The organism is Actinomadura fibrosa, from assembly GCF_900659615.1.
In the GTDB taxonomy this organism is placed as follows: Bacteria; Actinomycetota; Actinomycetes; order Streptosporangiales; family Streptosporangiaceae; genus Spirillospora; species Spirillospora fibrosa.
The window spans coordinates 1-25,738 of the sequence record NZ_CAACUY010000014.1 but is presented as its reverse complement, the minus strand read 5'-3'; the positions used below and the strand labels follow the sequence as shown (position 1 = coordinate 25,738).

The following is a 25,738-nucleotide window of genomic DNA, read 5'->3' as shown; positions in this document are numbered from 1 at the left end:
CCGCCGCCGCGTCTTCTGATCATGAACCCGCACAAGCGAGACGGCATTCGCTGATCACACGTCCCCGCACCCCCTGAGACGCCGCCCGGGTCTCCCCTAGCGAACACGCGCGAGCGGGACGGCTTTTGCTGATCGCGCGTCCGCATGCCGCGGGGCGGCACCCGGCTCGGGGAGCCATGGCACCGCCCCTTCACTTGCATCTCTCCCGCTGGATCTCTTTCGGGCTCCCTCTGGGTCGGCTCGGTGGTCGTCAGTGGGGGGCCGTGGGGGTCCATTCGGTGGCCGTGACGGCTTCGGAGGCGATCATGAAGCCGGGCGGGCGGGCGTCGCCGGTGATGGGCTTGGCCAGCACCGTCTCGTCGGCCAGGGCGTCGCCGGTGGACGGGTCGATGATCAGCTGGTGCCGGAGCACTCCGACGCGCGTCTTCTCGTTGACCGCGATGGCGTCGCCGGCGCGGCCCTGCGCGTCCCTGATCCGGCCGATGCCTCGTACGCTGTCCAGGCCGGCGAGCATCCGGAAGGCCCCCGCCCGCACCTCGGGCCGCACCGGCATGGTCGTCACGAGGCCCCGGGCGACCTGGAAGAGCCACTGGTCCGAGCCCATCGCGACGCTGGTCGACTCGGTGTCGTGGCCCCCGTACCAGCGCAGCAGCGCGGCCTTCAGCTTCGCCGGGTCGGACGGCAGCGCGCGCAGGTCCTTCATCGTGACGTTCCGGCCGAGCCAGAAGACCTTGTCGCCGTCCACGAGCGGGCTGCTGCTCGTTCGGACGGGCCCGGGCGCCGTGGTCGCCTCCATGGGCTTGAGCGCTCTGCCCCCGTTCAGTGTGCCCCCGGCCCTGGAGATGACGGGCACCTCCAGCTTGAACGTGGTGGGCGACCCCGCGCGGCGCCATGCCGCCTCGTCCGCCGGTGCGGCGGGCCTTGCTCCGAGCTTCTGCTGGCGGCTCACCGCCTTCGCGCCGGGCTTCGCGGGCGTCCAGGTCTCGTCCTTCTGCCGGACGACCACGGTGTAGCGGGCTCCCGCCGGGCCGGTCTGGAAGTAGCCGGACGAGACGGCCGTGCGGTGCCAGTACGCGGCGGTGGCCTCGGTCTGTCCGTCGGCCTTCTCCGCGGCGGCGAGCAGGACGGTCCGCGCGTCCAGTGTCCGGGTCGGGCTGGGCGCCTGGCGGCGGGCGTCCGGCGTCGTCGCGCCGTGGGGCAGGTTCGTCACGACCAGGGCGGCGGCCGCGGCGGCACCGGCGAGTCCGGCGCCCCACATCGGCAGGCGCCGCGATCTCGGTCGGGCGCTGCCGCTCGCGGGAGGGGTCGCCATCGCGCGGGCCAGTTCCGTCCGGCGCACGCCCTCGTCGATCGGGGCGGCGGGGTCCAGTTCGGCGGGGCGGGCCTCCCGGAGCGTCCGCAGCACGTCACTCATGATCTCTCCTCACTGATGATCCCCATCTGCGGACGTCCGGCCCGCCGCAGGGCACCGCCGTCGCCGGGCCGCCGGGTCCCGGCCGGGGGTCCCGCCGGCGTTCCCGTGCCGGACGCGTCCGGGGGCAGCGCCTCCACGGCCCGGACGAGCCGGCGGCGGGCCCGGTGCAGCCGGACGCGCAGCGCGGCGGCCGAGCAGCCGACGACGCGGGCGGCCTCGCGCGGCGCGAGCCCCTGCCAGGCGACGAGGACGAGGATCTCCCGGTCGTCCTCCGGCAGCGCGGCCATGGCGCGGAGCACGGCGAGCCGCTCCGCGACGTCCTCGGCGATGTCCCCGGTGGGCCGCGGCGCCCAGCGGCGCAGCTCCGCCGCGAACGACTCGCGCCGCACCTCGGCGCGGTGGCCGTCGCGCAGGACGTTCCGCGCCACGCCGAGCAGCCACGGCAGCGCCGGGTCGGGCACCTCGCGGAGGCGGCGCCACGCGACCGCGAAGGTCTCGCTCACCACGTCGTCCGCGACGTGCCGGCCCGCGCGGCTGACCGCGTACGCCCACACGCGCTGCCGGCAGCCGTCGTACATCGCGGTGAAGCGCTCTTCGTCGGAGGCCTCGTCTCCCAACGCCCGCCCTCCCGTCCGTCCGGTGTGTCCGTCATGGGGAAGTGGCGCGGGACGGTCCATCGTTACCGGCGGATCGCGCGACATTTCAAGGTGTGGGATCAGAGTCTGTCCAGGAAGCCGGCGATCAGGGGGGCGATCTCCGGGAGCCGCTCCTCCAGCGCGAAGTGGCCGGTGTCGAACAGGTGCAGCTCGGCGTCCGGGAGGTCGCGCAGGTACGCGCGGGCGCCCGGCTCGGGGAAGAACATGTCGTTGCGGCCCCAGACGATGAGGGCGGGCGGGGTGTGCTCGCGCAGCCACGCCTGCCAGGCCGGATAGCGCTCGACGTTCGAGCGGTAGTCGAAGATGAGGTCGATCTGCGGGCGCGTGCGGCCGGGGAGGTCGAGGAAGTGCTGGTCGAGGGTCCAGCCGTCGGGGGCGACGAGCTCGGGATCGCCGGTCCCGCCCTCATACTGCCCGCGCGTGGACGGCAGGGTCAGCAGGTCGCGGATCCGCTGCTCGGCGCCCTCGTCCTCGGGGCGCAGGGCGACGAGGTCGCGCGCCATCGGCGACAGGCCCTCCTCGTAGGCGTTGCCGTTCTGGACGACGAGCCCGGTGATCCGCCCGGGGTGCCGCTGCGCGAGCCGGAACCCGACGGGCGCGCCGAAGTCGAAGACGTACATCGCGAACCGGTCGAGGCGGAGGCGTTCGACGAACCCTTCGACGATGTCGGCGAGCCCGTCGAAGGTGTAGGCGAACGTGCCGCCCGTGGACGCGGGCTCCGGGACGTCGCTGTGCCCGAATCCCGGATAGTCCGGGGCGATCAGCCGGTAGCGGGCGCCGAGCGCGTCGATGAGGCGGCGGAACTGGTGCGAGGCGGACGGGAAGCCGTGCAGGAGGAGCAGCACGGGCGCGTCGGCGGTCTCAGGCACGGACTCGCGGTAGAAGACGCGCACGCCGTCCACGTCGATGTGGCGGTGGAGGGTGCGGGCGATCGGGGGGAACGACATGCCTAATGCCTCTCTCGTCGTATGACCTGTTAGTCCTAACCGATTCTCTCCTAATGTGTCAATCAGGTACTTATGCATTAGTATCCTCTGGCGACTACGTAGAGCGACGCCGGCGTGGTCCAATCCGCCCCGCCGGGGCGCTCGGGCGGGCTCCGGAGGGGCCCGGCGCGCCGGACGCGCCCCCCGCGCAGCCCCTTGTCTGCCCTATATTTGCTTGACGGCAAGAGAGCGCCCGTCACCTGCACGGTCCCCGCCGGGCGAAGGAGCTGAGAGTAATGACCGCGATCCACAGTCGCGGCGCCGAGCGACTCCTGGGTGTGGCCGGCTCGCCGCACCTGCTCCTCGTCGAGGACGATCCCGGAGACGCGTTCCTGTTCGAGGAACTGCTCACCGAGGTGCAGCCGGACATCCAGATCACCGTCGCGCGCACGCTCGCCGAGGCGCTGGAGGCCCTCCGGTCCGACGTCCAGTGCGTCATCGTCGACCTGTCACTGCCGGACGCCGAGGGCCTCGACGCGCTGCGGCAGGTGCTCACCCACGCGCCCGACACCGCCGTGCTCGTGCTGACCGGCCTCGCCGACGCCCATGTCGGCGTCGCGGCCGTCGCCGCGGGCGCGCAGGACTACCTCGTCAAGCAGGACGTCGACGGCGCCCTGCTCACCCGCGCCATCAGCTACGCGATCGAGCGCAAGCGGGCCGACGAGTCCGAGCGGCAGCTCGTCGAGGCGCGGGCGCTCAGCCGCGAGAACGCCCGGCTGGAGCGCGGCCTGCTGCCCGTCCCGATCCTGAACGACGCGGTCCTGCGGCACTGCGCCCGGTACCGGCCGGGCCGCGCCCGGGCCCTGCTCGGCGGCGACTTCCACGACACGGTCGAGACGTCCGACGGCACCGTCCACATGGTGATCGGCGATGTCAGCGGGCACGGCGCGGACGAGGCGTCCCTCGGGGTGCGGCTGCGCATGGCGTGGCGCACGCTCGTCCTCGCCGGGCACACCGGGCAGCGGCTGATGGAGACGCTCGACACGGTCCTGCAGCACGAGCGCTGGGCCGAGGAGATCTTCACCACACTGTGCATGTTCACGATCGCGCCCGACCGCAGGAGCGCCCGGCTGCACCGCGCGGGCCATCCGGCGCCGCTCGTGTTCCGCCCGGACGGCGTGCGGCCCGCGCCGGAGGAGCCGCACGGGCCCGCGCTCGGGCTGTTTCCCGGCGGGCAGTGGCCGGGCGTCGACCTCGACCTCGGCGACGACTGGGCGCTGATGCTCTACACCGACGGGCTCATCGAGGGCTGCGTCGGCGAGAGCGGCGAGCGGCTCGACCTCGAAGGGCTGCTGGAGCTCGCGCGTGCCGCGCACGCCCGCGGCGAGCGGGGCGACACGCTGGTGGACGGGCTGGTCGCCGAGGCCGAGCGGCTGAACGGCGACGTTCTGTCCGACGACCTGGCGATCCTGATGCTGGGACGGGGGGAGGCCTGATGACGGGACCCGCGACGACCGGGCGCGAGACCGCCGAGGAACCGGACGAGCCGTCCGGGAAGGACACCGCCGGCAAGGACGCGGACGAGGCCGGGACGGACGGAACCGGGACGGACGGGGCCGCGGGGCCTGACCTCGCCGGCCCGCCGGTCGTGCTGCCGTCCTCGGAGGTTCCCGAGGCCCGCGGGGTGAGCCGGCTGCGGCTCGTCCAGATCTACCGGGTGGGCTCGATCGTCCTCGGGCTCGTCCTGCTGCTCTCGATCGCGCTGACGGGGGCGGCGGTTCACCGGAACAACGAGGCGCGCGACACGCTGATCAACCGGGTCGACCCGGCCACGTTGCAGCAGTTCCGGCTCTCCTCCGCGATCGGCCGCCAGGACACCGCGATCCGCGAGTACGCGGCGGGCGGCGGGGCCGGCAGCCTCGCCGAGTACCGGGCCGCCATCGCCGAGGAGCGGAACGCCGTGGCGGCCATGCGGCGGCTCCTCGGGCCCGTCGCCCGCAGCGGCGACGTCGTCCGGCGCCTGGACCGCGTCACCGCCGGCGCCGCCGCCTGGCGGGCCGGTTTCGCCGACCCGCTCGCCGCGAAGCCGGGCGGGCGCGACCTCGACGCCGCCGAGGACGCCGCGGCCCGCCGGCTGTTCGCGCAGGTCCGCGGCGACATCACGCCGTTGCAGCAGAGCCTCACGACGCTGCACGGGCACGTCGCCGACCGGCTGCGCGCCCGCGCCACCACCGTGCTGTGGGCGCTGGCCGTCACGATCGGCCTGGTGGTGCTGGCCGCGATCGCGCTGGCCCTGCTGATACGCCGGACCGTCCTCAACCCGGTGTCGTCGCTGAGCGAGCGGGTCAGGGCGGTCGCCGCCGGGGACTTCGCCCACCCCCTCGACATCTCGGGCTCCGCCGAGATCCACGAGCTGTCCGTCATCATCGACGCGATGCGGCGCCGCATCCTGGACGAGTGGCGCGTCAGCACCGAGGCGCGCACCCTGCTCAACCAGCAGACCGAGGAGCTGCGCCGCTCCAATGCCGAGCTGGAGCAGTTCGCCTACGTCGCCAGCCACGACCTCCAGGAGCCGCTCCGCAAGGTGGCGAGCTTCTGCCAGATGCTCGAACGCCGCTACGGGGACCAGCTCGACGAGCGCGGCCGGCAGTACATCGAGTTCGCGGTGGACGGCGCGAAGCGCATGCAGTCCCTCATCAACGACCTGCTCGGGTTCTCCCGCGTCGGCCGGATCTCCCGGTTCGAGGAGGCGATCGACCTGAACGAGGTCGCCCGGCAGGCGGTCGACAACCTGTCGGCGCTGATCGAGGAGACCGGCGCGGAGGTCGACGTCGGCGAGCTGCCCACGCTGCCCGGCGACCGCACCCAGTTCACCCAGCTGTTCCAGAACCTGATCGGCAACGCGATCAAGTTCCGCCGCGAGGGCGTGCCGCCGCGCGTCACGGTCGACGCCCACCGCACCGACGGGGAGTGGGAGTTCCGCTGCGCCGACAACGGCATCGGCATCGAGCCCCGCTACGCCGACCGCATCTTCCTCATCTTCCAGCGGCTGCACCAGCGCGACCAGTACACGGGGACGGGCATCGGGCTGGCACTCTGCAAGAAGATCGTCGAGTACCACGGTGGCCGCATCTGGCTCGACACCGAGGACCGGGACACCCCCGGCACCACGTTCCACTGGACCCTTCCCGCCGGAGAAGCGAATGAATGAAGGACCGCGCCCGATCGAAGTGCTGCTCGTGGAGGACGACCCGGGCGATGTCCTGCTGACCACCGAGGCGTTCGAGCACAACAAGGTGCAGAACAACCTGCACGTGGTCAACGACGGCGAGCAGGCGATGGCGTTCCTGCGCCGCGAGGACCGGTACGAGGGGGCGCCGCGGCCGGACCTGATCCTGCTCGACCTCAACCTGCCCCGCAAGGACGGCCGGGAGGTGCTGGAGGAGATCAAGGACGACGCCGACCTGCGCCGCATCCCGGTGGTCGTGCTCACCACGTCCGAGGCCGACGAGGACATCCTGCGCAGCTACCACCTGCACGCGAACGCCTACGTGACCAAGCCGGTGGACTTCGACCAGTTCATCTCCGTCGTCCGCAAGATCGATGACTTCTTCGTGTCGGTGGTCAAGCTCCCGAACTGACCGTTCCGCTCCCGAACCAGTCGAGGCAGACGATCACCGCGTCGTCGGCGGCCTCACCGCCGGCATGGTGGTCGACGAACTGCCTGATCACCGTCCGGACGGCCTCCGGCGGCTCCTGGAGGCGCGTCTCCCGCAGGGCCTTCAGCAGCGCCCCGGCACCGAACTCCTCGCCGTCCGGCGACCGGGCGGCGTGGACGCCGTCGCTGACGATGACGAGGCGGTCTCCCGGCTCGACGGTGAAGTGCTCCACGGCGTAGAGGGTGTCGCCGAACATGCCGAGCGGGAGCTGCGCCTCGAAGCCGATCGCCTCGGTGACGTGGCCGCGCAGCCGGTAGATCCGCGGCGAACCCGCGTCGACCACCCGGACGCGGCCGCCGATCAGCTCGAAGTCGAGCAGCAGCGTCGGCACGTTCCGCTCGCCCCGGTACTGGGCGAAGAGGGCCTGGTCGGCGAGGGCGGCCTGCTCGGCGATGTCGCTGCCGGACCGCCGCGCGTTCCGCAGCGCGCTGATCGCGAGATGGGTGAGCGCCGCCGCCTCCGTGCCCGAGCCCATCCCGTTGCTGACGGTCAGCGTCAGGCACTCCTCCGACGCGGCCCAGTCGAAGTTGTCGCCCCACACCGCGTACGCGGGTTCGAGCTGCCCCGCGAGGGAGAACGCCGCCGTGCGGCAGGAGGTCGGCGGCAGCAGGTCCCACTGCATCTCGGCGGCCAGCGTCAGCCGCGTCCGCCGCCGGATGCGCCGGTACAGGTCCGTCTCCCCCTCGGCGATCTTCACCGCGCGGGCGAGCACGTCCACGACCGCCTCCAGCCAGGCCGGTCGCGGGTCGCCCTCCCGGAACCGGGCGGTCAGGATCCCGAGGCGCTCGCCCCGCACGGTCAGCGGGAGGTGGACGCGCCGCCCGCCGAGGCGCCCGTCCGGCTCCTCGGTCGTCCGCTGGGCGGCGAACGCCCGCCCGGCGGCGTCCGTGTCGAGCCGGACGGGCTGCCCGCCCGGCGTCGCGGGGACGAGCACCGCGTGCCGGTAGTCGATCAGCGAGATCTCGATCGCCGCCGCGCCCGCGTGCCGTCCGATCAGATCGGCGACGGCGCCGACGAGCTCGTGCGGCTCCGCGGCCCAGATCGCCTGCTCAAGGGCCTGGAACGGGCCGGTTCCGCCCGGTGACCGGGGCATCACGCCCCCGTTCCGGCGCGCGGCCCCCCGCACGCGGCCGCCGTTCCGCCGCGGGCCATGAGATGCCGACCGGGACGTGGTGTGTAACAGTGGAGGGCATGGTCGCCACGCCGGGTCAGGGAGCCGCGGAGTCCGCGGCGATCCTGGACGACGCGGCGTCGACGCTCATGAACGTGTGGTCGCGCCCCCACAACGCCGCCGACGTGCCGGTGCCGTCCACCCAGCTGCGCGCCCTCTTCGTGCTGGAGCGCGGGGCGGTCAACATCAGCAGCCTCGCGGCCGAGCTGGGCGCGCTGGTGTCGTCGGCGAGCCGGCTCTGCGACCGCCTGGAGGCGTCCGGGCTGCTGCTGCGCGACCCCGGGCGGGACCGCCGGGAGGTGTCGGTGCGCCTGTCGCCCGACGGGGAGGCGCTGCTGCACCGGCTCCGCGTCCAGCGGCGCGAGGAGCTCGCGCTGGTGCTGGAGCTGATGCCCGCCCCGGCGCGGGACGCGCTGCTGTGGGGCCTCGCGGAGTTCCACGAGGCGGCGTCCAAGCCGGAGACCGATGGCGGCTCGTTCTCCATGCTCGCCTGAGCACATTCTCGCCTGCCCCTCGTCCGGTGCCGATCGGGGCGAACGGCCCGCGCCGTCGCCGGCGTACCGCAACGGTAGCGGTCCGCGGACCTCGCGGGAGACCGGTTCGGCGACGCGGTGCCTTGGCGCCGGGGACGGCCCGCCGGTCCGCAAGGGCTCGCGCCCGAAGGACAGCGCAACTCCTGAGGGTGGACCCCCAGACCTCCAGGGCTCCCGCCCAAAAGACAGAATCAGTGGGCGGGCAGCAGTGCCTGGTCGAGCGAGTCGTGCAGCGCGAACACCCGCGTGAGCTGGGTGACCCGGAACACGCTGCGGACGGCCGTGGAGCCGCCCGCGCACGACATCGTCCCGTTGGCGGCCCGCAGCCGGTGCAGGACGCCGATCATGACGCCGATCCCGGTGGAGTCCAGGAAGGTGACACCGCCGAGGTCGATCACGAGATGGCGCGCGCCGTCGTCGACGAGGCCGATGAGGAATTCGCGCAGCCGCGGGCTCGTCTCGACGTCGATATCGCCCGCGACGGCCACGATCGTATGGTCGCCGTACCGGCGCTGGTGCACGCTGAAGTCCACGGCCGCTCCCGATCCGCGTGGAGATCTTCCTGGACGATACCGGAACCGCGGCGGGCCGCCGAAGCGACCCGGCCGGACGGCGTGCCCCGGCTTTTCCGATCAGCTCGCCAGCATTCTCTCGAAATGGACGATCGCGCCGTTCCGGGAAACGCGATCGGCGACGTGGAACTCGTCGGTGAACGCGCGCATCAATTGCAGCCCCCGCCCCGATTCGGCCGTGACGGGCGCCTCTCCGCCGTCCCACGCCGCGGAATCGGCCACGGACCGGCTCCTGCCGGACGTCGGCCCCGCGTCCCACGGTTCGATGCCGCCCGCGCCGCCGTCGATGACCTCGACGACGCAGCGCTCCCCCTCCACCCTGGCCCGGACCTCGTACTCCCTGCCCGCCGCCGCATGCTTGATCACGTTCGCGCACGCCTCGCCCAGCGCCAGCGCGATGTCGGCGCGGACGTCGGACGTGACGCCCAGCCCGCACAGGGAGGCGTCGAGCGCGTGCCGCACCAGGGGCGCGCTCTCGGCGCTGCGCGGCAGGGTCATCTCCAGCACGATCGTCATGCGGCACCGTCTCCATTGCTCACGCTGGCAGATTTCCCACTGGCACCCGGAGGAAACTCCAACCTCGCCCGGTTCCCGGACCGGGAGGGGCGGCTAATCGGCGATCGCGGCCATCACCTTCGCGCCCTCGCCCGCCAGCTCGGTGAGCGGAAAGCGCTCCAGATCGTGGTGCAGCACGGTCTCGGCCGCGTCCAGCGCCGCCTTGGCGGTGATCATGGCGTCGTGCGCCCTTTCCACCGCGCCGAGGCCGATGCAGTCGAAAGCGACCTGGGCGTCATGGATCGCCAACCGCAACTGCCTGACGACCTCGTCCATTCCCATCCGCGTCCCCCCGTCCGGCCGATTAACGCGGAATTCTAGCGGCCCGCACAAGGGGAGGCGGAATCCATCCGGCCCGCATGTCATGACGACATGTGGCACAGAAGGCCACATATTGCGCGCCGAGCGGCTTCCCTTTTCCCCGGCCTTTTCCGGGACGCGAACTCCGCCCGGATCGCCGCCCGCGTCCCGTCCGTGTCGTCCCCGCCGGGGGCAACCGGGCGGTTCGCTCCGGAAACGTGCGCTCCAGACGGACTTTCCGGAAGGATGGGGGCATGGCCTCCCCCGAACTCACCCGCGACCTGATCAAGCTCATCGTCGACCTCGCCTGGTTCTTCGAGAGCGCCGACGATGACGCGATCAACGCGGACGACGCCGTCCGCCAGCTCGAACTCATCGCCTTCACGCTGGACGGCCACTCCGACGCCGACCGCGACCTGATCCTGTCGACCGTCGCGGAGATGGCCGACGAGGCGCCCACGCCCGAGGCCGCCCGCTTCATCGCCGACTTCCCCGTCTCCATGGGCCTGATCGAGCCCGCCGACAGCGACGCCTGACCGGACCCCGCCGTGGCGCGCCCCCGCGTCGGCGCGCCACGGCGTCCGGCCCGCATCCCGGTATTACATAAGCAATTTATTTAAGCTAGTGATACATTGCGGGGCATGGCCGCCTCGTCGTGCTTCCCGCTGGAGCCAGCACCGATCCACGTCCCGGACGCCGTCCTCGACGACCTGCGGGCACGCTTGCGCCTCACCCGCTGGCCCGCCCTCCCCGACGACGACGGGTTCTACGGCGTCCGCCGCTCCCACCTCCAGGAACTCGCCGAGTACTGGCTCGGCGAGTACGACTGGCGCGCCGCCGAGACCGCGATCAACGCCTACGAGCACTACCGGGTGGACGTCCAGGGCGTCCCGGTGCACTTAATGCGCAGGCCGGGCGCCGGGCCCGCGCCCACGCCGCTCATCCTCACGCACGGCTGGCCGTGGACCTTCTGGCACTGGAGCAAGGTCGTCGACCCGCTCGCCGACCCCGCGGCCTTCGGCGGCGACCCCGCCGACGCGTTCGACGTCATCGTGCCGTCCCTGCCCGGCTTCGGGTTCTCGACCCCGCTGCCGCCGGACCGGGCGGACATGAACTTCTGGAAGGTCGCCGACCTCTGGCACGCGCTCATGACCGGCGTCCTCGGGCACGCGAGGTACGCCGCCGCGGGCTGCGACGTCGGCGCCCTCGTCACCGGCCAGCTCGGCCACAAGTACGCCTCCGAGCTGCTCGGCATCCACGTCGGCTCCGGCCTGAAGCTGGACTTCTTCAACGGCGACCGGAGCTGGGACCTCAGCGGCGGCAACCCCATCCCGGAGGGCCTGCCCCGGCCGATACACGAGCAGATCGTCGCCTGGGAGCGCCGCTTCGCCGTCCACCTGGCCGTCCACGTTCTCGAACCGCACACCCTCGCCTACGGCCTCGGCGACTCACCGGTCGGGCTGCTCGCCTGGCTCCTGCAACGCTGGTCCTCCTGGAGCGACGACCAGGGCGACGTGGAGAACGTCTTCTCCAAGGACGACCTGCTCACCCACGCCACCATCTTCTGGGCGAACAACGCCATCGGCACCTCGATCCGGTACTACGCCAACGCGAACCGCTACCCGTGGACGCCGTCCCACGACCGCCGTCCCGCCATCGAGGCCCCCACCGGCATCACGTTCGTCGGCTACGAGAACCCGCCCGGCGTCGCCACGACCGAGGAGCGCGTCGAGAACTGGCTGTCCAGCGACCGCGCCGCCTGGTACAACCACGTCAACCTGACCGCCCACGACCGCGGCGGCCACTTCATCCCCTGGGAGGTCCCCGGCGCCTGGGTGGACGACCTCCGCCGCACCTTCCGCTCCCGCTGACCGACGGCCCCGAGCCGGGGGCATACTCGGACCATGCGCGTGGGGATAGCCCATCACCTCGGCTGGGCCGTGGCCGTCACCGCCTCGGCCGACCACCGCGTCGTGGACCGCCGGCGCATCGACCTGGTCGAGCCCGGGACGGCGACGGCGCCCGTCCACCACGAGGGCAAGCCCCTCGACGACGCGGCGGCCGCGGACCTCGTGGCCCGGGTGCGGGCGTCGGCGGCCCGGGCGACCGCGGCCGCGCTGGACGGGCTCGCCGCCGCCCTGCCCGAGCCGATCGTCTCGATCTCGCTCCGGTCCTGGCCGCCGGACTTCCCGGACGACATCGCCGTCCAGCGACGGGTGCCGTACGAGGCGCGGGCCGACTCGGTCATGTACCGCCAGGTCCTGGCCGAGGCCGCCCGCGCCCGCGGCTGGGCCGTCCACCTCTACGAGGCCAAGGACGTCGAGAGCCGAGCGGCCCGGATCCTGGCCGGACGGGCGGACGACGTCCTCCACGGGCCGCGCGCGACGCTCGGCCCGCCCTGGACGAAGGATCACCGGACGGCGCTGGCGGCGACGGTCGTGGCCGCCGGGGGCTGAGCGTCGGTCAGCCCCACTGGCCGGGCTTGTACCCGCCGGCGGGCTGCCTGGTGATCAGGTTGAGGCGGTTCCAGGCGTTGATCACGGCGATGAGGGACACCATGGCGGCGAGCTGCTCGTCGTCGTAGTGCTTGGCGGCGTTCGCCCACACCTCGTCGCTGACGCCGCCGGCGCCGTCGGCGACGCGCGTGCCCTCCTCGGTGAGTTCCAGCGCGGCCCGCTCGGCGTCGGTGAAGACCGTGGCCTCACGCCAGGCCGCGACCAGGTTGAGGCGGTCCTGCGTCTCGCCCGCGTGCGCGGCGTCCTTGGTGTGCATGTCGGTGCAGACGCCGCAGCCGTTGATCTGGCTCGCGCGGATCTCCATCAGGTGCTGCGTCGCGATCGGCAGCGCCGAGTCCGACACGACCTTGCCCGCCGCCTGGAAGTGCTTCATGAGCTGGGCCGCGCCGGCGGTGCCGTAGTAGTCGAAACGAGCTTCCATGGTGATCTCCCTGTCTCGGGTCGAGCGTCACCACCCTGACGAAACGGCCCGGCGGGATGTGACAGGCAGACGCCTTGAATTCGTGCCTGCGTCCGCGACCGGCGCTCGCGGACCGCGCGTCAGCCCGCGCTCCCCGCCCCACCGGTGAGCCTCGCGGCGGCGGCGACGTCAAGCGCGGCGGCGACGTCCGGCTCCATGCCGTCGCTCAGCCACGCGAAGCTCTGGGCGGACAGAGCGCGGTCCCGCGCCTGGCGGATCATGCCCTCAAGCACCTCCCCCACCTCCTCTCTTCCTCCGCCGCCCCACTCATCTCCCACGAGGTAGTACGCGACGTAGTCCGCGAGTTCCTCCATGTCCACGATCTCTCCCACCGTGGAGCCGAGGCCGTCGTCCTTGACGTCGGCCGGATAGTCGACGCGATGCCATACGCCGTCGTACCAGTAGACGAACCCGAGCTCGGCGCCGCGCTGCATGGGGGTGAGCCGATCCAGCGGGAGCCAGTCGGGCGCGCCTTCCAGCAGATCCAGCTCCGGCTCCCGGAACCGCGTCCAGCTCCCCTCGTGATCGCAGCCGTACAGGACGGCCCGGCCGCCGTCGAGCAGCGAGAGCGTCCATTCGTTGCCGCCGCTGTCGTCCCATGTGACGCCGTCGGCGTGGACGGAGTAGCACCCGGAGAAGTCGCGCGACACCAGCGCGGCGGCCTCGATCGCCGCCACCGTGCCGCCGCGTGCCCATAACTCCGCTGGATCGAGCAGTTCGTCCGGCGTTCCCGGCCTCTGCATGATGAGCCACCTTTCGTCGATGTCCGGCCGGAGACCTTACCGAGATCGACTGCGGCCCACCTGAGACATCGGGCGAATTGGCCAGCGGAGGCGCTTTGGGAGGTTGGGGAGGAGGCGCAGGGCGTTTCCTCGGGATATGGCTCGGTGGGTGCGGGAGTCGAGGGCCGGGTCCTTGTCGAAGGCGCGGGTGTTGAGGGACACCTCGCGGGACGAGTTCGCGGGCCAGTCGGTGCCGAACAGGACGCGGTCGGGACCGGCGGCGGCGAGGAGGGACGGGGTGGCGTACGGGGACATGGGCAGGGCCGTGTCGTAGTAGAAGCGCCGGAGGGCGCGTCGGATCGCGCGTGGGTCGGGTCCGTCGTCCTCGCGGCCCCAGCGTTCGGCGCGTCCGGCCATGTAGGGCAGGAAGCCGCCGGCGTGGGACAGGATGATCGACACGTTGGGGTGGCGGTCCAGAGTGCCGGCGGCGATGAGGCTGAGCGCGGTGCGGGTGGTGTCGAGGAGGAAGTCGGCGAGCGAGTCGCCCACTCCGGGGACCTCGATGTTGCCCTTGGGGCCGAACGGGTGGGTGAACACGACGGCGCGGCGGCGGTCCAGCTCGGCGAAGAGGGGCTCGAACATGCGGTCGCCGAGGTAGTGGCCGTCGGCGGAGGTGTTGAGGAGCACGCCGTCCGCGCCGAGCTCGTCGAGGGCGTACGCGATCTGGCGGAGGGCCAGGTCGGGGTGGAGCATCGCCACGTTCGCGAAGAAGCCGAACCGGGTCGGGTGGTCGCGGGTCAGTTCGGCGAGGGACTCGTTGCAGATCCGTACGCCCGACTCGGCGACGGCGCGGTTCAGGAAGATCTCGGCGGGGACGGGGGCTGACGCCACTCCGGCGGCGATGCCGTTGGCGTCCATGGTGGCGAGGGTGCTGGGCAAGGTCCACTGCGCCCAGGACGGTCCGCCCGTGGGCGGGAGGATGCCCTGCTCGATCGCCCATTCGCGCATCTTGGGCGGGACGGCGTGGTGGTGGGTGTCGATGCGGCCGGTGCGGGTCCGGGCCTCGGCCGGGGCCGCCGCCGTGGCGGGCAGTGCGGCGGCGGCCGCCATCAGGCCGGACGCCCGGAGGGCGGTGCGGCGGGTCAGTTCGGGCATGGTGCGTCTCCCATCGGTCATCGCGGTGCCGCCCACAATGTTCTAGATGAGAACGTCTCATATGAGACTATATCAGCCGGGCCTACCATGGGGCCATGCTGGACGACCTGCTCGAACGGATCCTGGCCGGGGACGGCGACGCCGCCGGACGCCATCTGGGGCTCGGCCTGCTGCTGGCCACCGCGCACCAGGGGAGCAGGGCGGCCATGAACGCGGGGCTGCGGCCGCTCGGGATCGAGGTCCGGGAGTTCGCGATGCTCGCCGCCCTGGAGACGTACGGGCCGGTCAGCCAGCGGAGGCTCACCGATCTGACGGGCATCGACAAGTCCACGATGGTGCGGATCGTCGACGGGTTGGAGGACGGCGGGCTCGTCCGGCGCGAGCGGGCGCCGGAGGATCGGCGGGCCTACTCGGTCGTCCTCACGGAGGAGGGCCTGCGGGTCCTCGGCCGCGGGCGCGAGGTGACCGGGGACGTGGGCGAGCGCCTCTTCGGCTGGCTCACCCCGGAGCAACGTGAGCAATTGGTCGAGTTGCTTCGACAGGTCGCCGAGCACGCCAGCGAATAAGAGGGCGCTAGCGGATCGCCGCGCGCGCTGGGCGAGTAGACATGCGCGCTAGTGGGCTGGTGTCAGGCGGTGGGTGCGGCGGTACTCGCTGGGGCTCACGCCCACTTCCCGGGCGAAATGGGCGCGCAGGTTGGGCGCGGTGCCCAGGCCGCATCTCTCCGCGACCAGGTCGATCGGCAGGTCGGTCGATTCGAGGAGGCCGCGGGCGCGGATGACGCGCTGGGCCAGGAGCCAGCGGAGGGGCGTCGTGCCCGTCTCGGCGTGGAAGCGGCGGATCAGCGTGCGGCCGGTGAGGCCCGCGCGGGCGGCGAGCTCCGCGGTCGTCAGCGGGCGGTGCAGCTGGGTCAGCGCCCATTGCAGGACGGGGCCGAGGCCGTCGTCGCGGCGGGGCGGCAGGGGCGTCTCGACGAACTGGGCCTGGCCGCCCGTGCGGTGGGGCGGGACGACCATGTGCCGGGCGACGGCGTTGGCGGCCTCGACGCCGAGGTCCTGGCGGATGAGGTGGAGGCACAGGTCGATGCCCGCGGTCTGGCCCGCGCTGGTGAGCAGGTCGCCGTCGTCGATGTAGAGGACGGCCGGGTCCACCTCGACGGCCGGGAAGCGCTCCGCGAGGAGGGCGGCGTGCCTCCAGTGGAGGGCGGCGCGGCGGCCGTCGAGGAGGCCCGCCGCGGCGAGGACGAACGCGCCGGAGCAGAGCGAGACGATGCGGGCGCCGCGGGCGTGCGCGGCGCGGAGGGCGTCGATCACCGCGGGCGCGGGATCGCCCTCGACGTCGCCGGCGCCGGGGACGATCACGGTGCCGGCCGACGCGAGCGCGTCCAGGCCGTGCGGCGCGGTGATCCGGAACAGCCCGGCGAGGTCCTCCCGGTCGGACGAGCCGCGCAGCGACGGCGAGCCGTCGGCGCAGAGCCGCACGTCGTACCAGGGCCCGGTGTGGGAGGGCGGCGGCGTGCCGAAGACCTGGCAGGGGATGGCGACCTCGAAGACCGGGGCGCTCTCGACGACGAGCACGGCGAGCGAACGGAGGGACATGTCCGGAATCGACATGGCAGAAATCTAGCGCACATTGTCATTCCTGCCACTCGTGGGCGCGGCGGCGCGCTCGGAGCATGGACGCATGACTTCACCGACGTTGGAGCGGACCGCCGTCCGCGTCCCGGCGGGCCGGGGGCGGTGGCTCGTGCTCGCGGTCGCCTCGGCCGCCCAGTTCCTCGCGATGCTCGACCTGTTCGCGGTGAGCGTCGCGTTCCCCGCGATGTCCTCGTCGTTCGGGGACCCGGCGCTGCCGCGGGTGTCGTGGGTGCTGAACGCGTACACGATCGTGCTGGCGGCGCTGCTCGTCCCGGCGGGGCGGCTCGCGGACGACACGAGCCGCAAGAAGAGCTTCCTGGCCGGGATGGCGCTGTTCGGGCTGGCGTCGGCGGCGTGCGCGGCGGCGCCGACGCTGGGCGTGCTGATCGCGGCGCGGGTGGTGCAGGCGGCGGCCGCCGCGGTGCTGGTCCCGACGTCGCTCGGGCTGGCGCTGCCCGCCTTCCCGAGCCGGGAGCATCCGACGGCGATGGGCGTCTGGACGGCGGTGGCGGCGCTCGGCGCGAGCTGCGGGCCGGTGCTCGGCGGCCTGCTGCTGATCGCGGGCTGGCGGTGGATCTTCCTGATCAACGTGCCCGTGACCGTCCTCGCGATCGTGGCGGGACGGCGGCTGCTTCCGGACACGCCGAAGCGCGCGCGGCAGCGGCTCGACCTGCCGGGGTCGGCGCTCGTGCTCGGCGCCGCGACCGCGCTGACCACCGCGATCGTCCAGGGGACGGGCTGGCCGTTCACCCCGTACGCGGCCGGCGCGTTCGCCGTGCTCGCGGTCCTCGGCGTGCGGCACATGCGGCGGCATCCGAACCCGGTGATCGGCTTCGACCTGTTCCGGCACCGGCGGTTCGCGGTGGCGGTGTCCGGGGTCTTCCTCTACTACCTGGTATTCGCGGCGTCGCTGCTGGCGGCGACCCTGTACTTCACGGAGGTGTGGCACTACTCGGTGGTGCGGGCCGGGCTCGGCATCGCGCCGATCCCGCTCGCGTGCGTGCTGCTCTCGCCGCTGTCCGGACGGGTCGTCGCGCGGATCGGAGGGCGGGCCTCGGCCGTCCTGGGCGGCCTCACGCTGGCCGTGGGGTGCGGCTGGTGGGCGGTCGCCGCGTCGTCCGAGCCGTCCTACTGGCTGATGTTCGCGCCCGGCGGCATCCTGGCGGGCGCCAGCACGGCGCTGCTCCAGCCGCCGCTGTTCGGCTCGGCCGCGACGCTGCCCGCCGACCGGCTGTCGCTCGGGTCGGCGGTGCTGATGATGGCGCGGCAGATCAGCTCCGCGCTGGGCGTCGCCGCGCTGACGGCGCTGCTCGGCGGCACGGCCGCGCCGGCCCTCGCCGACTTCCGGGAGGGCTGGGCGTGCATGGTCGGCGCGGCCCTGCTGTCGGCGCTGGCCTCCGTCCGCTACCGCTGACCGCGCTGCTCCGCCATCCGGTCGCGCACGCGGTCGCCGGCGCGGCGGCCGAGGCGGGCCAGGGCCCGGTTCGCGGACGGGGAGACGCGGGCGAGGGCGCGGGCGGCACGGGCCTCCGGGGCGACGGGCACGACCGCCGCGTCCCGCCGGACGGCCCGCAGGATCGCCCGCGCGACCCGTTCCGGCGGGTAGTTCCGCCGCTCGACCAGCCGGGCGGACCGGGCCTGCAACTCCTCGCCCGTCCCGGCGTCCATGCCGACGAAGCGGGTGTTCCCGGCGATCGGGGTGTTGATGATGCCGGGGCAGACCGCGGTCACGCCGACGCCGTGGCGGTCCATGTCGAGCCGCAGGCACTCGCTCAGGCTCAGCACGGCGGCCTTGGTGGCGGTGTAGGCGGCCATGTCGGCGGTCGGGGCGAACGCGGCCATCGACGCCACGTTGACCAGGTGGCCGCCCTCGCCGCGCTCCGCCATCTGCCGGCCGAACAGGCGGCAGCCGCGGTAGACGCCGTCCAGGTTGACCGAGCGGATGCGCGCCCAGTCCTCCTCGCCGGTCTCCAGCAGGGAGCCCGCCATGGCGATGCCCGCGTTGTTCACCACGATGTCGGGGATGCCGAACGTGTCGCGGACGTAGTGCGCGAACCGCTCCATCCCCTCCGCGTCGGACACGTCCACCCGGTAGAGGTGGGCCTCGCCGCCGGCCACGCCGATCTCGTCCACGGTGCGCTTGGCGGCGCCCTCGTCGACGTCCGCGACGACGACGCGGGCACCGGCCGCGGCGAACGCGGCGGCGGTGGCGCGGCCGATGCCGCTGCCCCCGCCGGTCACGACGACGAGGTCGCCGCCGAACTCCTTGCCCGGCTGCCCGGCGGCGCGGGCGCGCGCGAGCCCGGCCGTCTCCGGCCCGCCGTCGATGTGCTCGACGAACTCGGCGATCCAGCGGGCGACGAGGTCCGGGTGGCTGCGCGCCACCCAGTGCCCGGCGGGGACGCGCCGCACGTACAGCCGGGACACCGGGCCCCGCGCGGACAGCAGCAGCGGCTGCGAGCCGTACCGGTCCCTGGTCGGGACGATGAGCTGGACGGGCACGTCCGTTCGCCCTTCGCCGGACGGGAGCCCGGCGCGCCGCATGTTGGCCCGGTACAGGCCGAGCCCGTTGCGGGCGTCGCGGGCGAGCGTCCCCGCCGGGTGGCCGGGGCGCGGCTCGGCGCCCTCCCGCCACCGCATCCCGCGCGCGAACCCGGCGGGCAGCAGCAGGGCCGCGAGCTCGCCCGCGCGCGGCGCCATGAACACCGGCATGTAGACGCTGCGGCGTGCCTGGCCGAGGACCTCCGCGACGCCGCGCGGCCCGGACCGGAGCGACTCGCGGACCCAGCGGGCCATGTGCCGCCGGTCGGGCCCCGAGATCGAGGTGAACGACGCGATCCGGCCGCGCAGCCGGTCGCCGATCACGGCCTCCCAGCCCTGGAGCGACCCCCAGTCGTGCCCGACCAGGTGCACGGGCTCGCCGCCGGCGGCCTCGTCCAGGACGGCTTCGAGGTCGTCGACGAGCGCCTCCAGCCGGTAGTCGAGCGGGTCGTCCGGGCTCGTGGACGCGCCCGCGCCGCGGACGTCGTAGGCGACGACGTGGAACCGGGCGGCGAGGAGCTCGGCCACCTCGTCCCACACGGCGCCCGTGTCGGGATAGCCGTGGATCAGGACCACCGTGGGCCGGTTCCCCTCGCCGCGCTCCCGGACGGCCAGCTCGATCTCACCCGACGTCACACGGAAGTCCCGCATCGCGCTCACCCCGCCGTTCGTAGGTGCTCCTTGAACGAGAACCTACGCCGCTGAGACCCGCTGTCCAGCCGCCCGCAGAACGGCTCAGCGGGGTCCGGTCCCGTTCGGTCCGGGATCGAGTGCCGCGCTTGCCATGGTCAGATGATCGATATATAAAGATCGCATGAGTAGGGCGATGCAGGAACCGACGTTCCTGATCCTGACCGCGCTGGCCGACGGCGCCCAGCACGGCTACGGGATCATCACCGACATCGAGGGCATCTCGGCCGGGCGGATCCGCATGCGCGCCGGCACCCTGTACGCGGCGCTCGACCGGCTGCGGGCCGAGGGGCTGATCGCCGCCGACCGCGAGGAGGTCGTCGACGGCCGGCTGCGCCGCTACTACCGCCTCACCGACGACGGCGCCGCCGCGCTCGCCGCCGAGGTGGACGCGCTGCGCCGCCGCACCGAGACCGCGGCCCGCCGGCTGGCCGCCCGCCCGCGCCTGGGCGGCGCCGCCTCCGCCCTCTTCGCCCCGGCCTTCACCGGGCCTCACTTCCCAGGGGGACTTTTGTGAGCACGCTCGAAGACCGCTACCGCCGGTTGCTGGCCTGGTACCCGGCCGCCCACCGCGCCGTCCACGAGCGCGAGATGCTGGACGTCCTGCTGTCGGCCGCACGGCCCGGGCAGACGCGCCCGTCCCCGGCCGACACCGCCGACCTGCTGACCGGCGCGATCCGGATCCGGCTGCGGAACGCCGCCAGCGGCGACGGCCCGTCCGCCTGGCCCGCGGGCCTCGCCGTCGCCGGGTTCCTGGCGATGCTCCAGCTGCTGGCCGACGGCGTCCGGTTCGCCGCCGACATCCCGGCCATGGCATCGCTCGCCGCGCACGCGCCCCGCGCCTGGTCGACGCCGCACGTGCTGGCCGCCCACTTCGGCAGCGGACCGTACTGGCTGGCCTGGGCCGCCATCGCCGTCCTGGCCTGGCGCGGCAGGCGGCGCGCCGCCGCCCGCGCCGCCTGCGCGGTCACCGGCGCCCAGATCGTCCTCGCCGGCTACGGCGAGGTCTTCGACGACCGCGTGTTCGGCTCGCTGGCGGCCTCCACGGCGGGCACGGCGCTTCCGCTCGCGCTCCTGGCCACCGCGTCCCTCGTCGCCTCCCCCGGGCCGCGCCACGGCGCCCGCGTCCTGGGTCGGGCCCCCGTCGCCTGCGCTGCGGCGACGGCGGCCGTCCTCGCCGCGATCTCCTGCCGCCAGGCCTTCACCCTGCTCTTCAGGTACCCGCTCACTTCCACGGACGTGCCCGCGGATCGCTTCCTGCACGACGTCGCCGGCTGGGGCCGGCTGCAACTGGCCGGAGTGCTGGTGGCCGCCGTCCTCGCCGTCGCGGTTCTGGCGCGGACCCGCGAGACCCGCCGCGCCTGCGCCCTGCTGGCGATCGCCGCCGTCCCGGCGATCGGCCTGCTCGCCGTCCAGGCGGCGGGCTCACCGGGCGAGACGTTGCCCATGGAACTGAACGGCCTGGTCAATGACGACGGCGGTGTCGTCCCGTCCTACTCGATCACCTACGGCCTGGTCGGATTCGCCCTGGCCATGCTGTGCGTCCGTCTTGTCGAGATGCCTTCCCGGAGCCGGACGCACAGCGAGCAGACCCTCAGCTGAACGGGGATCCCCCACTGACCGGTCGCCCCGGGCGGACGGGCTGGCGGAGGATCGCGCGGATCTTCGCCGGGTCCGTCTCGTCCGGGGACGTCAGGTAGATCTCGTGGTGGAGGCCGTTCACGGTCAGGCCTTCGGCGCGCATCAGCGCGTCCATGCGGGCGAGGGTGGCCGGTTCGTCCGCGAAGGCGCCGTGGTGCATCACCTGCACGCAGCGCCCTTCCGTGAACATCACCTCCTGCACGCGCGCGGCGGCGGGCACCCCCGGCCGCACCTCCTCCCGGGCACGGTCGACCGCGCCCGGCTCCGTCTCGTCGGGGAGGCGGACGAAGAGGTGCCACCACCACTCCTCGCGCGGGACCTCGAACGGCGACCGCTCGTCCTCGATCCACCAGCGCCCCTCCAGCGGGACCATCGGCGCGCCGAGCGCGCCCAGCACCGCGAAGAGCGCGCCCACGCTCACGCTGTAGGCCCCACCATCGGCAGCGGCACGTCCAGCGACCGGAGCAGCCCGATCGACAGGGCGTCCCGCGCCTGCGCGGGCCGGTAGTACCGGTAGCCGGACGCCGGATCGACCCGGGCGGGGACCAGCAGGCCCAGGTCGTCGTAGTGCCGCAGCTGCTTCACGCTCAGGCGGCACAGCCGGGCGAAGCGCCCGATGGGCAGGAGATCGTCGCTCACGGGCCCAGCCTGCCCTCTCCCCTTATGGGAGAGTCCAGCGCGGGGTGGCCCGGCCTAGGGGCGGGCCTTGAGGCCGGTGCAGGCGCGGAGGCCGTTCCAGCGCTTCGCCTCGGACGCCGCGGCCGCGCCGGTCAGCGGGATCGGGAGGCCGCCGGAGATGCGGGCGGGCTTCCACTTGTCCGCGGTGACCTTGCCGTTCTGGACGCGCAGCAGCAGCACGCCCGAGTTCGCCGTCTGCCCGTTGGCGGACGAGAACACGAAGTTGCCCATGCCGTAGTGGACGTACTTGCCGTTCATGTAGCCGCCGCCCAGCGGGACGTGCGCGTGCCCGCCGACGACGATGTCCGCGCCCGCCGCGACGAGCTGCCTGGCGAGCTCCTGCTGCCGCGGCAGCGGACACGCCTTCAGCTCCTGCCCCCAGTGCAGGTGCACGATGACGATGTCCGAGCCCTGCCGGGCCTCCTTCACCGCCTGCACCATCCGGGGCACGTCCTTCGCGGACGCGAGGCCGCCCTTGGAGCCGGTCGCCGTCCACGCCTCGATCAGGTTGTCGTCCAGGACCTGGGTGGCGCCGACGATCGCGATGCGGTTGCCCTTCACCGTGGTGCGGTACGGGCGGTACGCGGCGTCGGCGTTCTTGCCGATGCCGACGATGGGGAAGCCGCTCTTCCTGATCGCCGCGAGGGAGTCGCGGAGCCCGCCCTCCATGTAGTCCATGCCGTGGTTGTTCGCCATGGACGCCACGTCCACGCCCGCGCCCTTCAGCGCCGTCAGCGCGGACGGCGGGGCGCGGAAGGTGAACTCCTTGCCGGGCGCGGGCGTCCCGCCCGTGGTGATCGCCGTCTCCAGGTTGACCATGGCGAGGTCGGCGCCGCGCAGCGTCTTCGCGACCGGGCCGAGCGCGGTCCTCGGGTTGGCGAGCCGCGACCGCAGCGAGCCCTCGAAGTGGGTGTCGCCGCCGAAGGCGATGATGATCGGCTGCTTCGCGGCGGTGGACGGCTCCGTCCCGCCTCCGCCCCGGGCGGGGGCGGACGTCGCGGCCGGCGAGGTCGCGCCCTTCGCCTCGGGGTCGCCCGAACCGCCGCACGCCGCCGCGACCAGCGCCGCCACCCCGGCGACCGCGGCCATCGCGACCGTGTTACCGCGCATCCGACCTCCCTTTTCGGCTCGGCCAAGCATGCCATGGCCGAAGCCATGCCTCGCCATGGCTTGCGCGGCCGCGACCTGCACCCCGCGAGACGATCCGCAGGGCGGGCCGTGGGGCCGTCGAAGGATTCACGTGAAACCACGGTCAGGCGGCGGACGGCTTCACGTCGGCGCAGCGGCGCAGGGCCTCCCACCCGGTGCGGGCCTGCTGGGCCGCCGCGCCCGTGAGCGGCTGCGGGATCCCGTCCGCGATCTCGGCCGGGGCCCAGTCGGCGCGGGTCACGCGGCTGCCCTTCGCCCGCGGGTCGAAGGTCAGCGTGAGGACGCCGCTCTGCGCCGTCCGCCCGGAGGAGTTGTAGAACACGAAGTTGCCGAGGCCGTAGTGGACGTACTTGCCCTTCAGGTAGCCGCCCGCGAGGAGGACGTGCGCGTGGCTGCCGACGATCGCGTCCGCGCCAGCGTCGGCGAGCTGCGCGGCAAGCTGCCGCTGGACGGGGGTGGCGCACTGGTTGAGCTCCTGCCCCCAGTGCAGGTCCACGATGACGACGTCCGCGTCCTTGCGGGCGTCCTTCACGGCCTGGACGAGGCGCGGCGCGTCCTTCGCGGAGGCTAGCCCGGCCTTGGAGGGCGTCGCCGTCCACGCCAGGACCAGGTTGTCGTCCAGGACCTGGGTGGCCCCGATGACGGCGACCTTGGCGCCCTTGACGGTGAAGCGGTGCGGGCGGAACGCCTCGCCGGCGTTCCGGCCGATGCCGACGACGGGGAACCCGGCCTGCCCGCTCGCCGCCAGGGAGTCCTGGAGCCCGGCCTCGCCGTAGTCCATCCCGTGGTTGTTCGCCATGGTCGCGACGTCCACGCCGGCGGACCGCAGGGCCCGGAACGCCGCCGGCGGCGCGCGGAACGTGAACTGCTTCGGCGCCGGGGTGCCGCCCGCGGTGACCGCGGTCTCCAGGTTCACCATCGCGAGGTCGGCCCGCTTCAGCTGGGCGGCCACCGGCCCCAGCGCGGTGTCGGGGGACGTGTCGAGGCGCGTCCGCAGCACGCCCTCGAAGTGCACATCGCCGCCGAACGCGACGGTGAACGGCTGGGCCGCGGGCTTCTCGCCGCCCGTGGCGGAGCCGAGCGCGCCGCATCCGCCCACCGCCAGCACCGCCGCGAGCACGGCCCCTCCCAGCGGGACGAGCGCCCGTCCCGTTCCGCGTCCCGTGCCCATGGCGGCCTCCCCGCTCGCGTCCGTCAGCACCCCTTCGACTCGGGTGATCATGCGGAAGTTCGCGCCGCGCGAGGCGACGGGGCGTCAGCGGGTCCTGGCCGGTAGCGGTCGCATTGTCACGGGGTGTCCGGTACGGAGGGTGAGCGTCAGCCCGCCGCCTTGCCCTCGGACCGGCTCGTGCCGCGCGCCGACGCGTACCCCTCGCCGGGCGGCAGCTCGTAGGGCGCCATGACGGGGTGCTCCCCGGCGGACAGTTCCGGCTGCTCGGCCGGTGCGGGCACTTCCACGGCGGACGCCCGCCGTGGCTGCGACTCGGACGCGGAACCCTCCGCCCCGGACGTCTCCTTCTCCGGGGCTTGCGCCGTTGCGCGTCCGAGGGCGGACGTGGCCTCGTCCAGCGAACCGCCGAACGCCTTCGAGACGGCCTGGAGCGCCGTCGTCACCTCGCTCGGGATGACCCAGAACGTGCTGCCCTGCCCCTCGGCGAGCTTCGGCAGCGTCTGGAGGTACTGGTACGCGAGCAGCTTCGGGTCGGGATCGGCGGCGTGGATCGACCCGAAGACCTGCTCGATCGCCCTGGCCTGTCCCTCCGCCTCCAGCACCGCCGCCTGCTTGGCGCCCTCCGCGCGCAGAATCGTCGACTGCTTCTCACCCTCCGCGGTGAGGATCCGCGACTGCCGCTGCCCCTCCGCCGTCAGGATCGCGGCGCGCTTCTCCCGCTCGGCGCGCATCTGCTTCTCCATCGCGTCCTTGATGGACGGCGGCGGCTCGATCGCCTTGATCTCCACGCGGGTCACCCGGATGCCCCACTTGCCGGACGCGTCGTCCAGGACGCCGCGCAGCGCCGTGTTGATCCGGTCGCGAGAGGTCAGCGTGGCCTCCAGGTCCAGCGTGCCGATGACGTTGCGCAGCGTCGTCGCGGTCAGCTGCTCGATCGCCTTGATGTAGTCGACGATCTCGTAGTCGGCGGCGCGCGGATCGGTGACCTGGAAGAACAGCACGGTGTCGATGTGGACGACCACGTTGTCCTCGGTGATCACCGGCTGCTTCTTGAAGGAGACCACCTGCTCGCGCAGGTCGATCAGGGCCTTGACCCGGTCCACGAACGGCACGACGTAGCTGATCCCCGGCTCCAGCGTCCGGTGGTAGCGGCCGAGGCGCTCGACGTTGCGCGCCCGCGCCTGCGGGACGATCCACACCGCCCGCATCACGGTCAGCGCCGAGACGAGCACCCCCGCCACGAGGACGGCGAGGACGGCGATGGCGATCTCGGTCATGGCGACTCCTCGTCCGGTGCGCCCGGGAGCGGATACAGCAGGGCCGTGGCCCCCTCGATGGCGAGGACGTCCGCGGGCCGTCCGGCGGGGATGACCAGGTCGGGATCGTAGGGGCGCGCCGTCCACTCCTCGCCGCCGATCCGCGCCCGCCCGCCCGCGCGGCTCACCTCGGTCAGGGTGAGCGCCTCGCGCCCGACGAGCGCCGCCGTGCCGCTGCGCAGCGCGGGCGGCTGCCGGACGTGGCGGCGCGCGACC

Annotated in this window: 29 protein-coding genes; 11 read left to right on the top strand and 18 right to left on the bottom strand. The window is 73.5% G+C overall.

The genetic code is table 11. The annotated features are described in order from the left end of the window. Positions 1-250 precede the first annotated feature (250 nt). The 3 genes from E1300_RS08135 to E1300_RS08125 form a co-directional block, all read right to left on the bottom strand. Positions 251-1,414 carry a CU044_5270 family protein gene (locus E1300_RS08135; protein ID WP_131756252.1) on the bottom strand — a complete coding sequence of 388 codons (1,164 nt, stop codon included), beginning with the start codon at positions 1,412-1,414 and terminating at the stop codon, positions 251-253. Further along, positions 1,411-2,031 (bottom strand): RNA polymerase sigma factor, encoded by a 621-nt coding sequence (locus E1300_RS08130; protein WP_242619010.1) that lies wholly within the window; start codon positions 2,029-2,031, stop codon positions 1,411-1,413. Before E1300_RS08130 ends, E1300_RS08135 begins: the two co-directional genes overlap by 4 nt. Positions 2,032-2,129: 98 nt before the next feature. Continuing rightward, positions 2,130-3,017 carry an alpha/beta fold hydrolase gene (locus tag E1300_RS08125; RefSeq protein ID WP_131756251.1) on the bottom strand — a complete coding sequence of 296 codons (888 nt, stop codon included), beginning with the start codon at positions 3,015-3,017 and terminating at the stop codon, positions 2,130-2,132. 275 nt (positions 3,018-3,292) lie between these two features. Here E1300_RS08125 and E1300_RS08120 point away from each other — a divergent pair, with 275 nt between their 5' ends. The 3 genes from E1300_RS08120 to E1300_RS08110 are packed head-to-tail and all read left to right on the top strand — an operon-like array spanning position 3,293 to position 6,637. Then, a complete protein-coding gene (locus E1300_RS08120; protein WP_131756250.1) occupies positions 3,293-4,492 on the top strand; it encodes a PP2C family protein-serine/threonine phosphatase in 1,200 nt (399 codons plus the stop codon). Continuing rightward, complete coding sequence (locus E1300_RS08115) at positions 4,492-6,207, top strand: sensor histidine kinase (RefSeq protein WP_207399556.1); 1,716 nt, start codon at positions 4,492-4,494, stop codon at positions 6,205-6,207. The genes E1300_RS08120 and E1300_RS08115 overlap by 1 nt, the downstream gene beginning before the upstream one ends. Beyond that, positions 6,200-6,637 (top strand): response regulator, encoded by a 438-nt coding sequence (locus E1300_RS08110; protein ID WP_131756249.1) that lies wholly within the window; start codon positions 6,200-6,202, stop codon positions 6,635-6,637. Before E1300_RS08115 ends, E1300_RS08110 begins: the two co-directional genes overlap by 8 nt. Here E1300_RS08110 and E1300_RS08105 read toward each other — a convergent pair. Further along, positions 6,621-7,808 (bottom strand): PP2C family protein-serine/threonine phosphatase, encoded by a 1,188-nt coding sequence (locus tag E1300_RS08105; RefSeq protein ID WP_131756248.1) that lies wholly within the window; start codon positions 7,806-7,808, stop codon positions 6,621-6,623. The two genes, E1300_RS08110 and E1300_RS08105, sit on opposite strands and share 17 nt — an antisense overlap. A gap of 98 nt (positions 7,809-7,906) precedes the next feature. Here E1300_RS08105 and E1300_RS08100 point away from each other — a divergent pair, with 98 nt between their 5' ends. Then, positions 7,907-8,380 (top strand): MarR family transcriptional regulator, encoded by a 474-nt coding sequence (locus E1300_RS08100; protein WP_131756247.1) that lies wholly within the window; start codon positions 7,907-7,909, stop codon positions 8,378-8,380. A 230-nt stretch (positions 8,381-8,610) separates the two neighbouring features. On the opposite strand, the gene E1300_RS08095 is transcribed toward E1300_RS08100, so the two are convergent. The 3 genes from E1300_RS08095 to E1300_RS08085 form a co-directional block, all read right to left on the bottom strand. Continuing rightward, on the bottom strand, positions 8,611-8,952 hold the full coding sequence (locus tag E1300_RS08095; protein ID WP_131756246.1) for an STAS domain-containing protein: 342 nt from the start codon (positions 8,950-8,952) through the stop codon (positions 8,611-8,613). Between the two features lie 99 nt (positions 8,953-9,051). Next, positions 9,052-9,507, bottom strand: a complete 456-nt coding sequence (locus E1300_RS08090; RefSeq protein WP_131756245.1) for an ATP-binding protein — start codon at positions 9,505-9,507, stop codon at positions 9,052-9,054. A 93-nt stretch (positions 9,508-9,600) separates the two neighbouring features. Continuing rightward, complete coding sequence (locus E1300_RS08085) at positions 9,601-9,822, bottom strand: hypothetical protein (protein WP_242619009.1); 222 nt, start codon at positions 9,820-9,822, stop codon at positions 9,601-9,603. Positions 9,823-10,100: 278 nt separating this feature from the next. Between E1300_RS08085 and E1300_RS08080 the strand changes: the two genes are divergently transcribed. The 3 genes from E1300_RS08080 to E1300_RS08070 all read left to right on the top strand — a co-directional run bounded on the left by E1300_RS08080 (position 10,101) and on the right by E1300_RS08070 (position 12,302). Next, positions 10,101-10,382: a hypothetical protein gene (locus tag E1300_RS08080; protein ID WP_131756243.1), complete on the top strand. Its 282-nt coding sequence runs from the start codon at positions 10,101-10,103 to the stop codon at positions 10,380-10,382. A 105-nt stretch (positions 10,383-10,487) separates the two neighbouring features. Further along, a complete protein-coding gene (locus E1300_RS08075) occupies positions 10,488-11,717 on the top strand; it encodes an epoxide hydrolase family protein (RefSeq protein ID WP_131756242.1) in 1,230 nt (409 codons plus the stop codon). Positions 11,718-11,750: 33 nt separating this feature from the next. Next, a complete protein-coding gene (locus tag E1300_RS08070) occupies positions 11,751-12,302 on the top strand; it encodes a hypothetical protein (protein ID WP_131756241.1) in 552 nt (183 codons plus the stop codon). 7 nt (positions 12,303-12,309) lie between these two features. Here the strand turns inward: E1300_RS08070 and E1300_RS08065 are convergent, their stop codons facing one another. The 3 genes from E1300_RS08065 to E1300_RS08055 all read right to left on the bottom strand — a co-directional run bounded on the left by E1300_RS08065 (position 12,310) and on the right by E1300_RS08055 (position 14,699). Then, positions 12,310-12,783, bottom strand: coding sequence for a carboxymuconolactone decarboxylase family protein (locus E1300_RS08065; RefSeq protein WP_131756240.1), 474 nt, complete (start codon positions 12,781-12,783; stop codon positions 12,310-12,312). 119 nt (positions 12,784-12,902) lie between these two features. Beyond that, positions 12,903-13,565 carry a hypothetical protein gene (locus E1300_RS08060; RefSeq protein WP_131756239.1) on the bottom strand — a complete coding sequence of 221 codons (663 nt, stop codon included), beginning with the start codon at positions 13,563-13,565 and terminating at the stop codon, positions 12,903-12,905. Positions 13,566-13,601: 36 nt separating this feature from the next. Next, positions 13,602-14,699: an amidohydrolase family protein gene (locus E1300_RS08055; protein WP_165502732.1), complete on the bottom strand. Its 1,098-nt coding sequence runs from the start codon at positions 14,697-14,699 to the stop codon at positions 13,602-13,604. A 95-nt stretch (positions 14,700-14,794) separates the two neighbouring features. Here E1300_RS08055 and E1300_RS08050 point away from each other — a divergent pair, with 95 nt between their 5' ends. Further along, a complete protein-coding gene (locus tag E1300_RS08050; protein WP_131756237.1) occupies positions 14,795-15,265 on the top strand; it encodes a MarR family winged helix-turn-helix transcriptional regulator in 471 nt (156 codons plus the stop codon). 48 nt (positions 15,266-15,313) lie between these two features. On the opposite strand, the gene E1300_RS08045 is transcribed toward E1300_RS08050, so the two are convergent. Then, complete coding sequence (locus E1300_RS08045) at positions 15,314-16,312, bottom strand: GlxA family transcriptional regulator (RefSeq protein ID WP_242619008.1); 999 nt, start codon at positions 16,310-16,312, stop codon at positions 15,314-15,316. A 70-nt stretch (positions 16,313-16,382) separates the two neighbouring features. Between E1300_RS08045 and E1300_RS08040 the strand changes: the two genes are divergently transcribed. Further along, complete coding sequence (locus tag E1300_RS08040; RefSeq protein WP_131756236.1) at positions 16,383-17,750, top strand: MFS transporter; 1,368 nt, start codon at positions 16,383-16,385, stop codon at positions 17,748-17,750. Here E1300_RS08040 and E1300_RS08035 read toward each other — a convergent pair. Continuing rightward, positions 17,741-19,528, bottom strand: coding sequence for an SDR family oxidoreductase (locus E1300_RS08035; protein WP_131756235.1), 1,788 nt, complete (start codon positions 19,526-19,528; stop codon positions 17,741-17,743). The two genes, E1300_RS08040 and E1300_RS08035, sit on opposite strands and share 10 nt — an antisense overlap. Positions 19,529-19,691: 163 nt before the next feature. Between E1300_RS08035 and E1300_RS08030 the strand changes: the two genes are divergently transcribed. Beyond that, positions 19,692-20,084, top strand: a complete 393-nt coding sequence (locus E1300_RS08030) for a PadR family transcriptional regulator (protein ID WP_242619007.1) — start codon at positions 19,692-19,694, stop codon at positions 20,082-20,084. After that, the gene (locus E1300_RS08025) at positions 20,081-21,169 is read left to right on the top strand and encodes a hypothetical protein (protein WP_131756234.1); all 1,089 of its coding nucleotides are present in this window, start codon (positions 20,081-20,083) and stop codon (positions 21,167-21,169) included. Before E1300_RS08030 ends, E1300_RS08025 begins: the two co-directional genes overlap by 4 nt. Here the strand turns inward: E1300_RS08025 and E1300_RS08020 are convergent. The 6 genes from E1300_RS08020 to E1300_RS07995 form a co-directional block, all read right to left on the bottom strand. Beyond that, complete coding sequence (locus E1300_RS08020; protein WP_131756233.1) at positions 21,162-21,623, bottom strand: GyrI-like domain-containing protein; 462 nt, start codon at positions 21,621-21,623, stop codon at positions 21,162-21,164. The genes E1300_RS08025 and E1300_RS08020 overlap by 8 nt on opposite strands. A gap of 2 nt (positions 21,624-21,625) precedes the next feature. Continuing rightward, on the bottom strand, positions 21,626-21,847 hold the full coding sequence (locus E1300_RS08015; RefSeq protein WP_131756232.1) for a MerR family DNA-binding transcriptional regulator: 222 nt from the start codon (positions 21,845-21,847) through the stop codon (positions 21,626-21,628). Between the two features lie 54 nt (positions 21,848-21,901). After that, complete coding sequence (locus E1300_RS08010; RefSeq protein WP_242619006.1) at positions 21,902-22,996, bottom strand: CapA family protein; 1,095 nt, start codon at positions 22,994-22,996, stop codon at positions 21,902-21,904. 142 nt (positions 22,997-23,138) lie between these two features. Further along, a complete protein-coding gene (locus E1300_RS08005) occupies positions 23,139-24,257 on the bottom strand; it encodes a CapA family protein (protein WP_242619005.1) in 1,119 nt (372 codons plus the stop codon). A gap of 95 nt (positions 24,258-24,352) precedes the next feature. Then, positions 24,353-25,483, bottom strand: a complete 1,131-nt coding sequence (locus E1300_RS08000) for an SPFH domain-containing protein (protein ID WP_131756231.1) — start codon at positions 25,481-25,483, stop codon at positions 24,353-24,355. Further along, positions 25,480-25,738: NfeD family protein (locus E1300_RS07995; RefSeq protein ID WP_207399555.1), on the bottom strand; the 259-nt coding region annotated here is incomplete at its 5' end. The genes E1300_RS08000 and E1300_RS07995, both read right to left, overlap by 4 nt.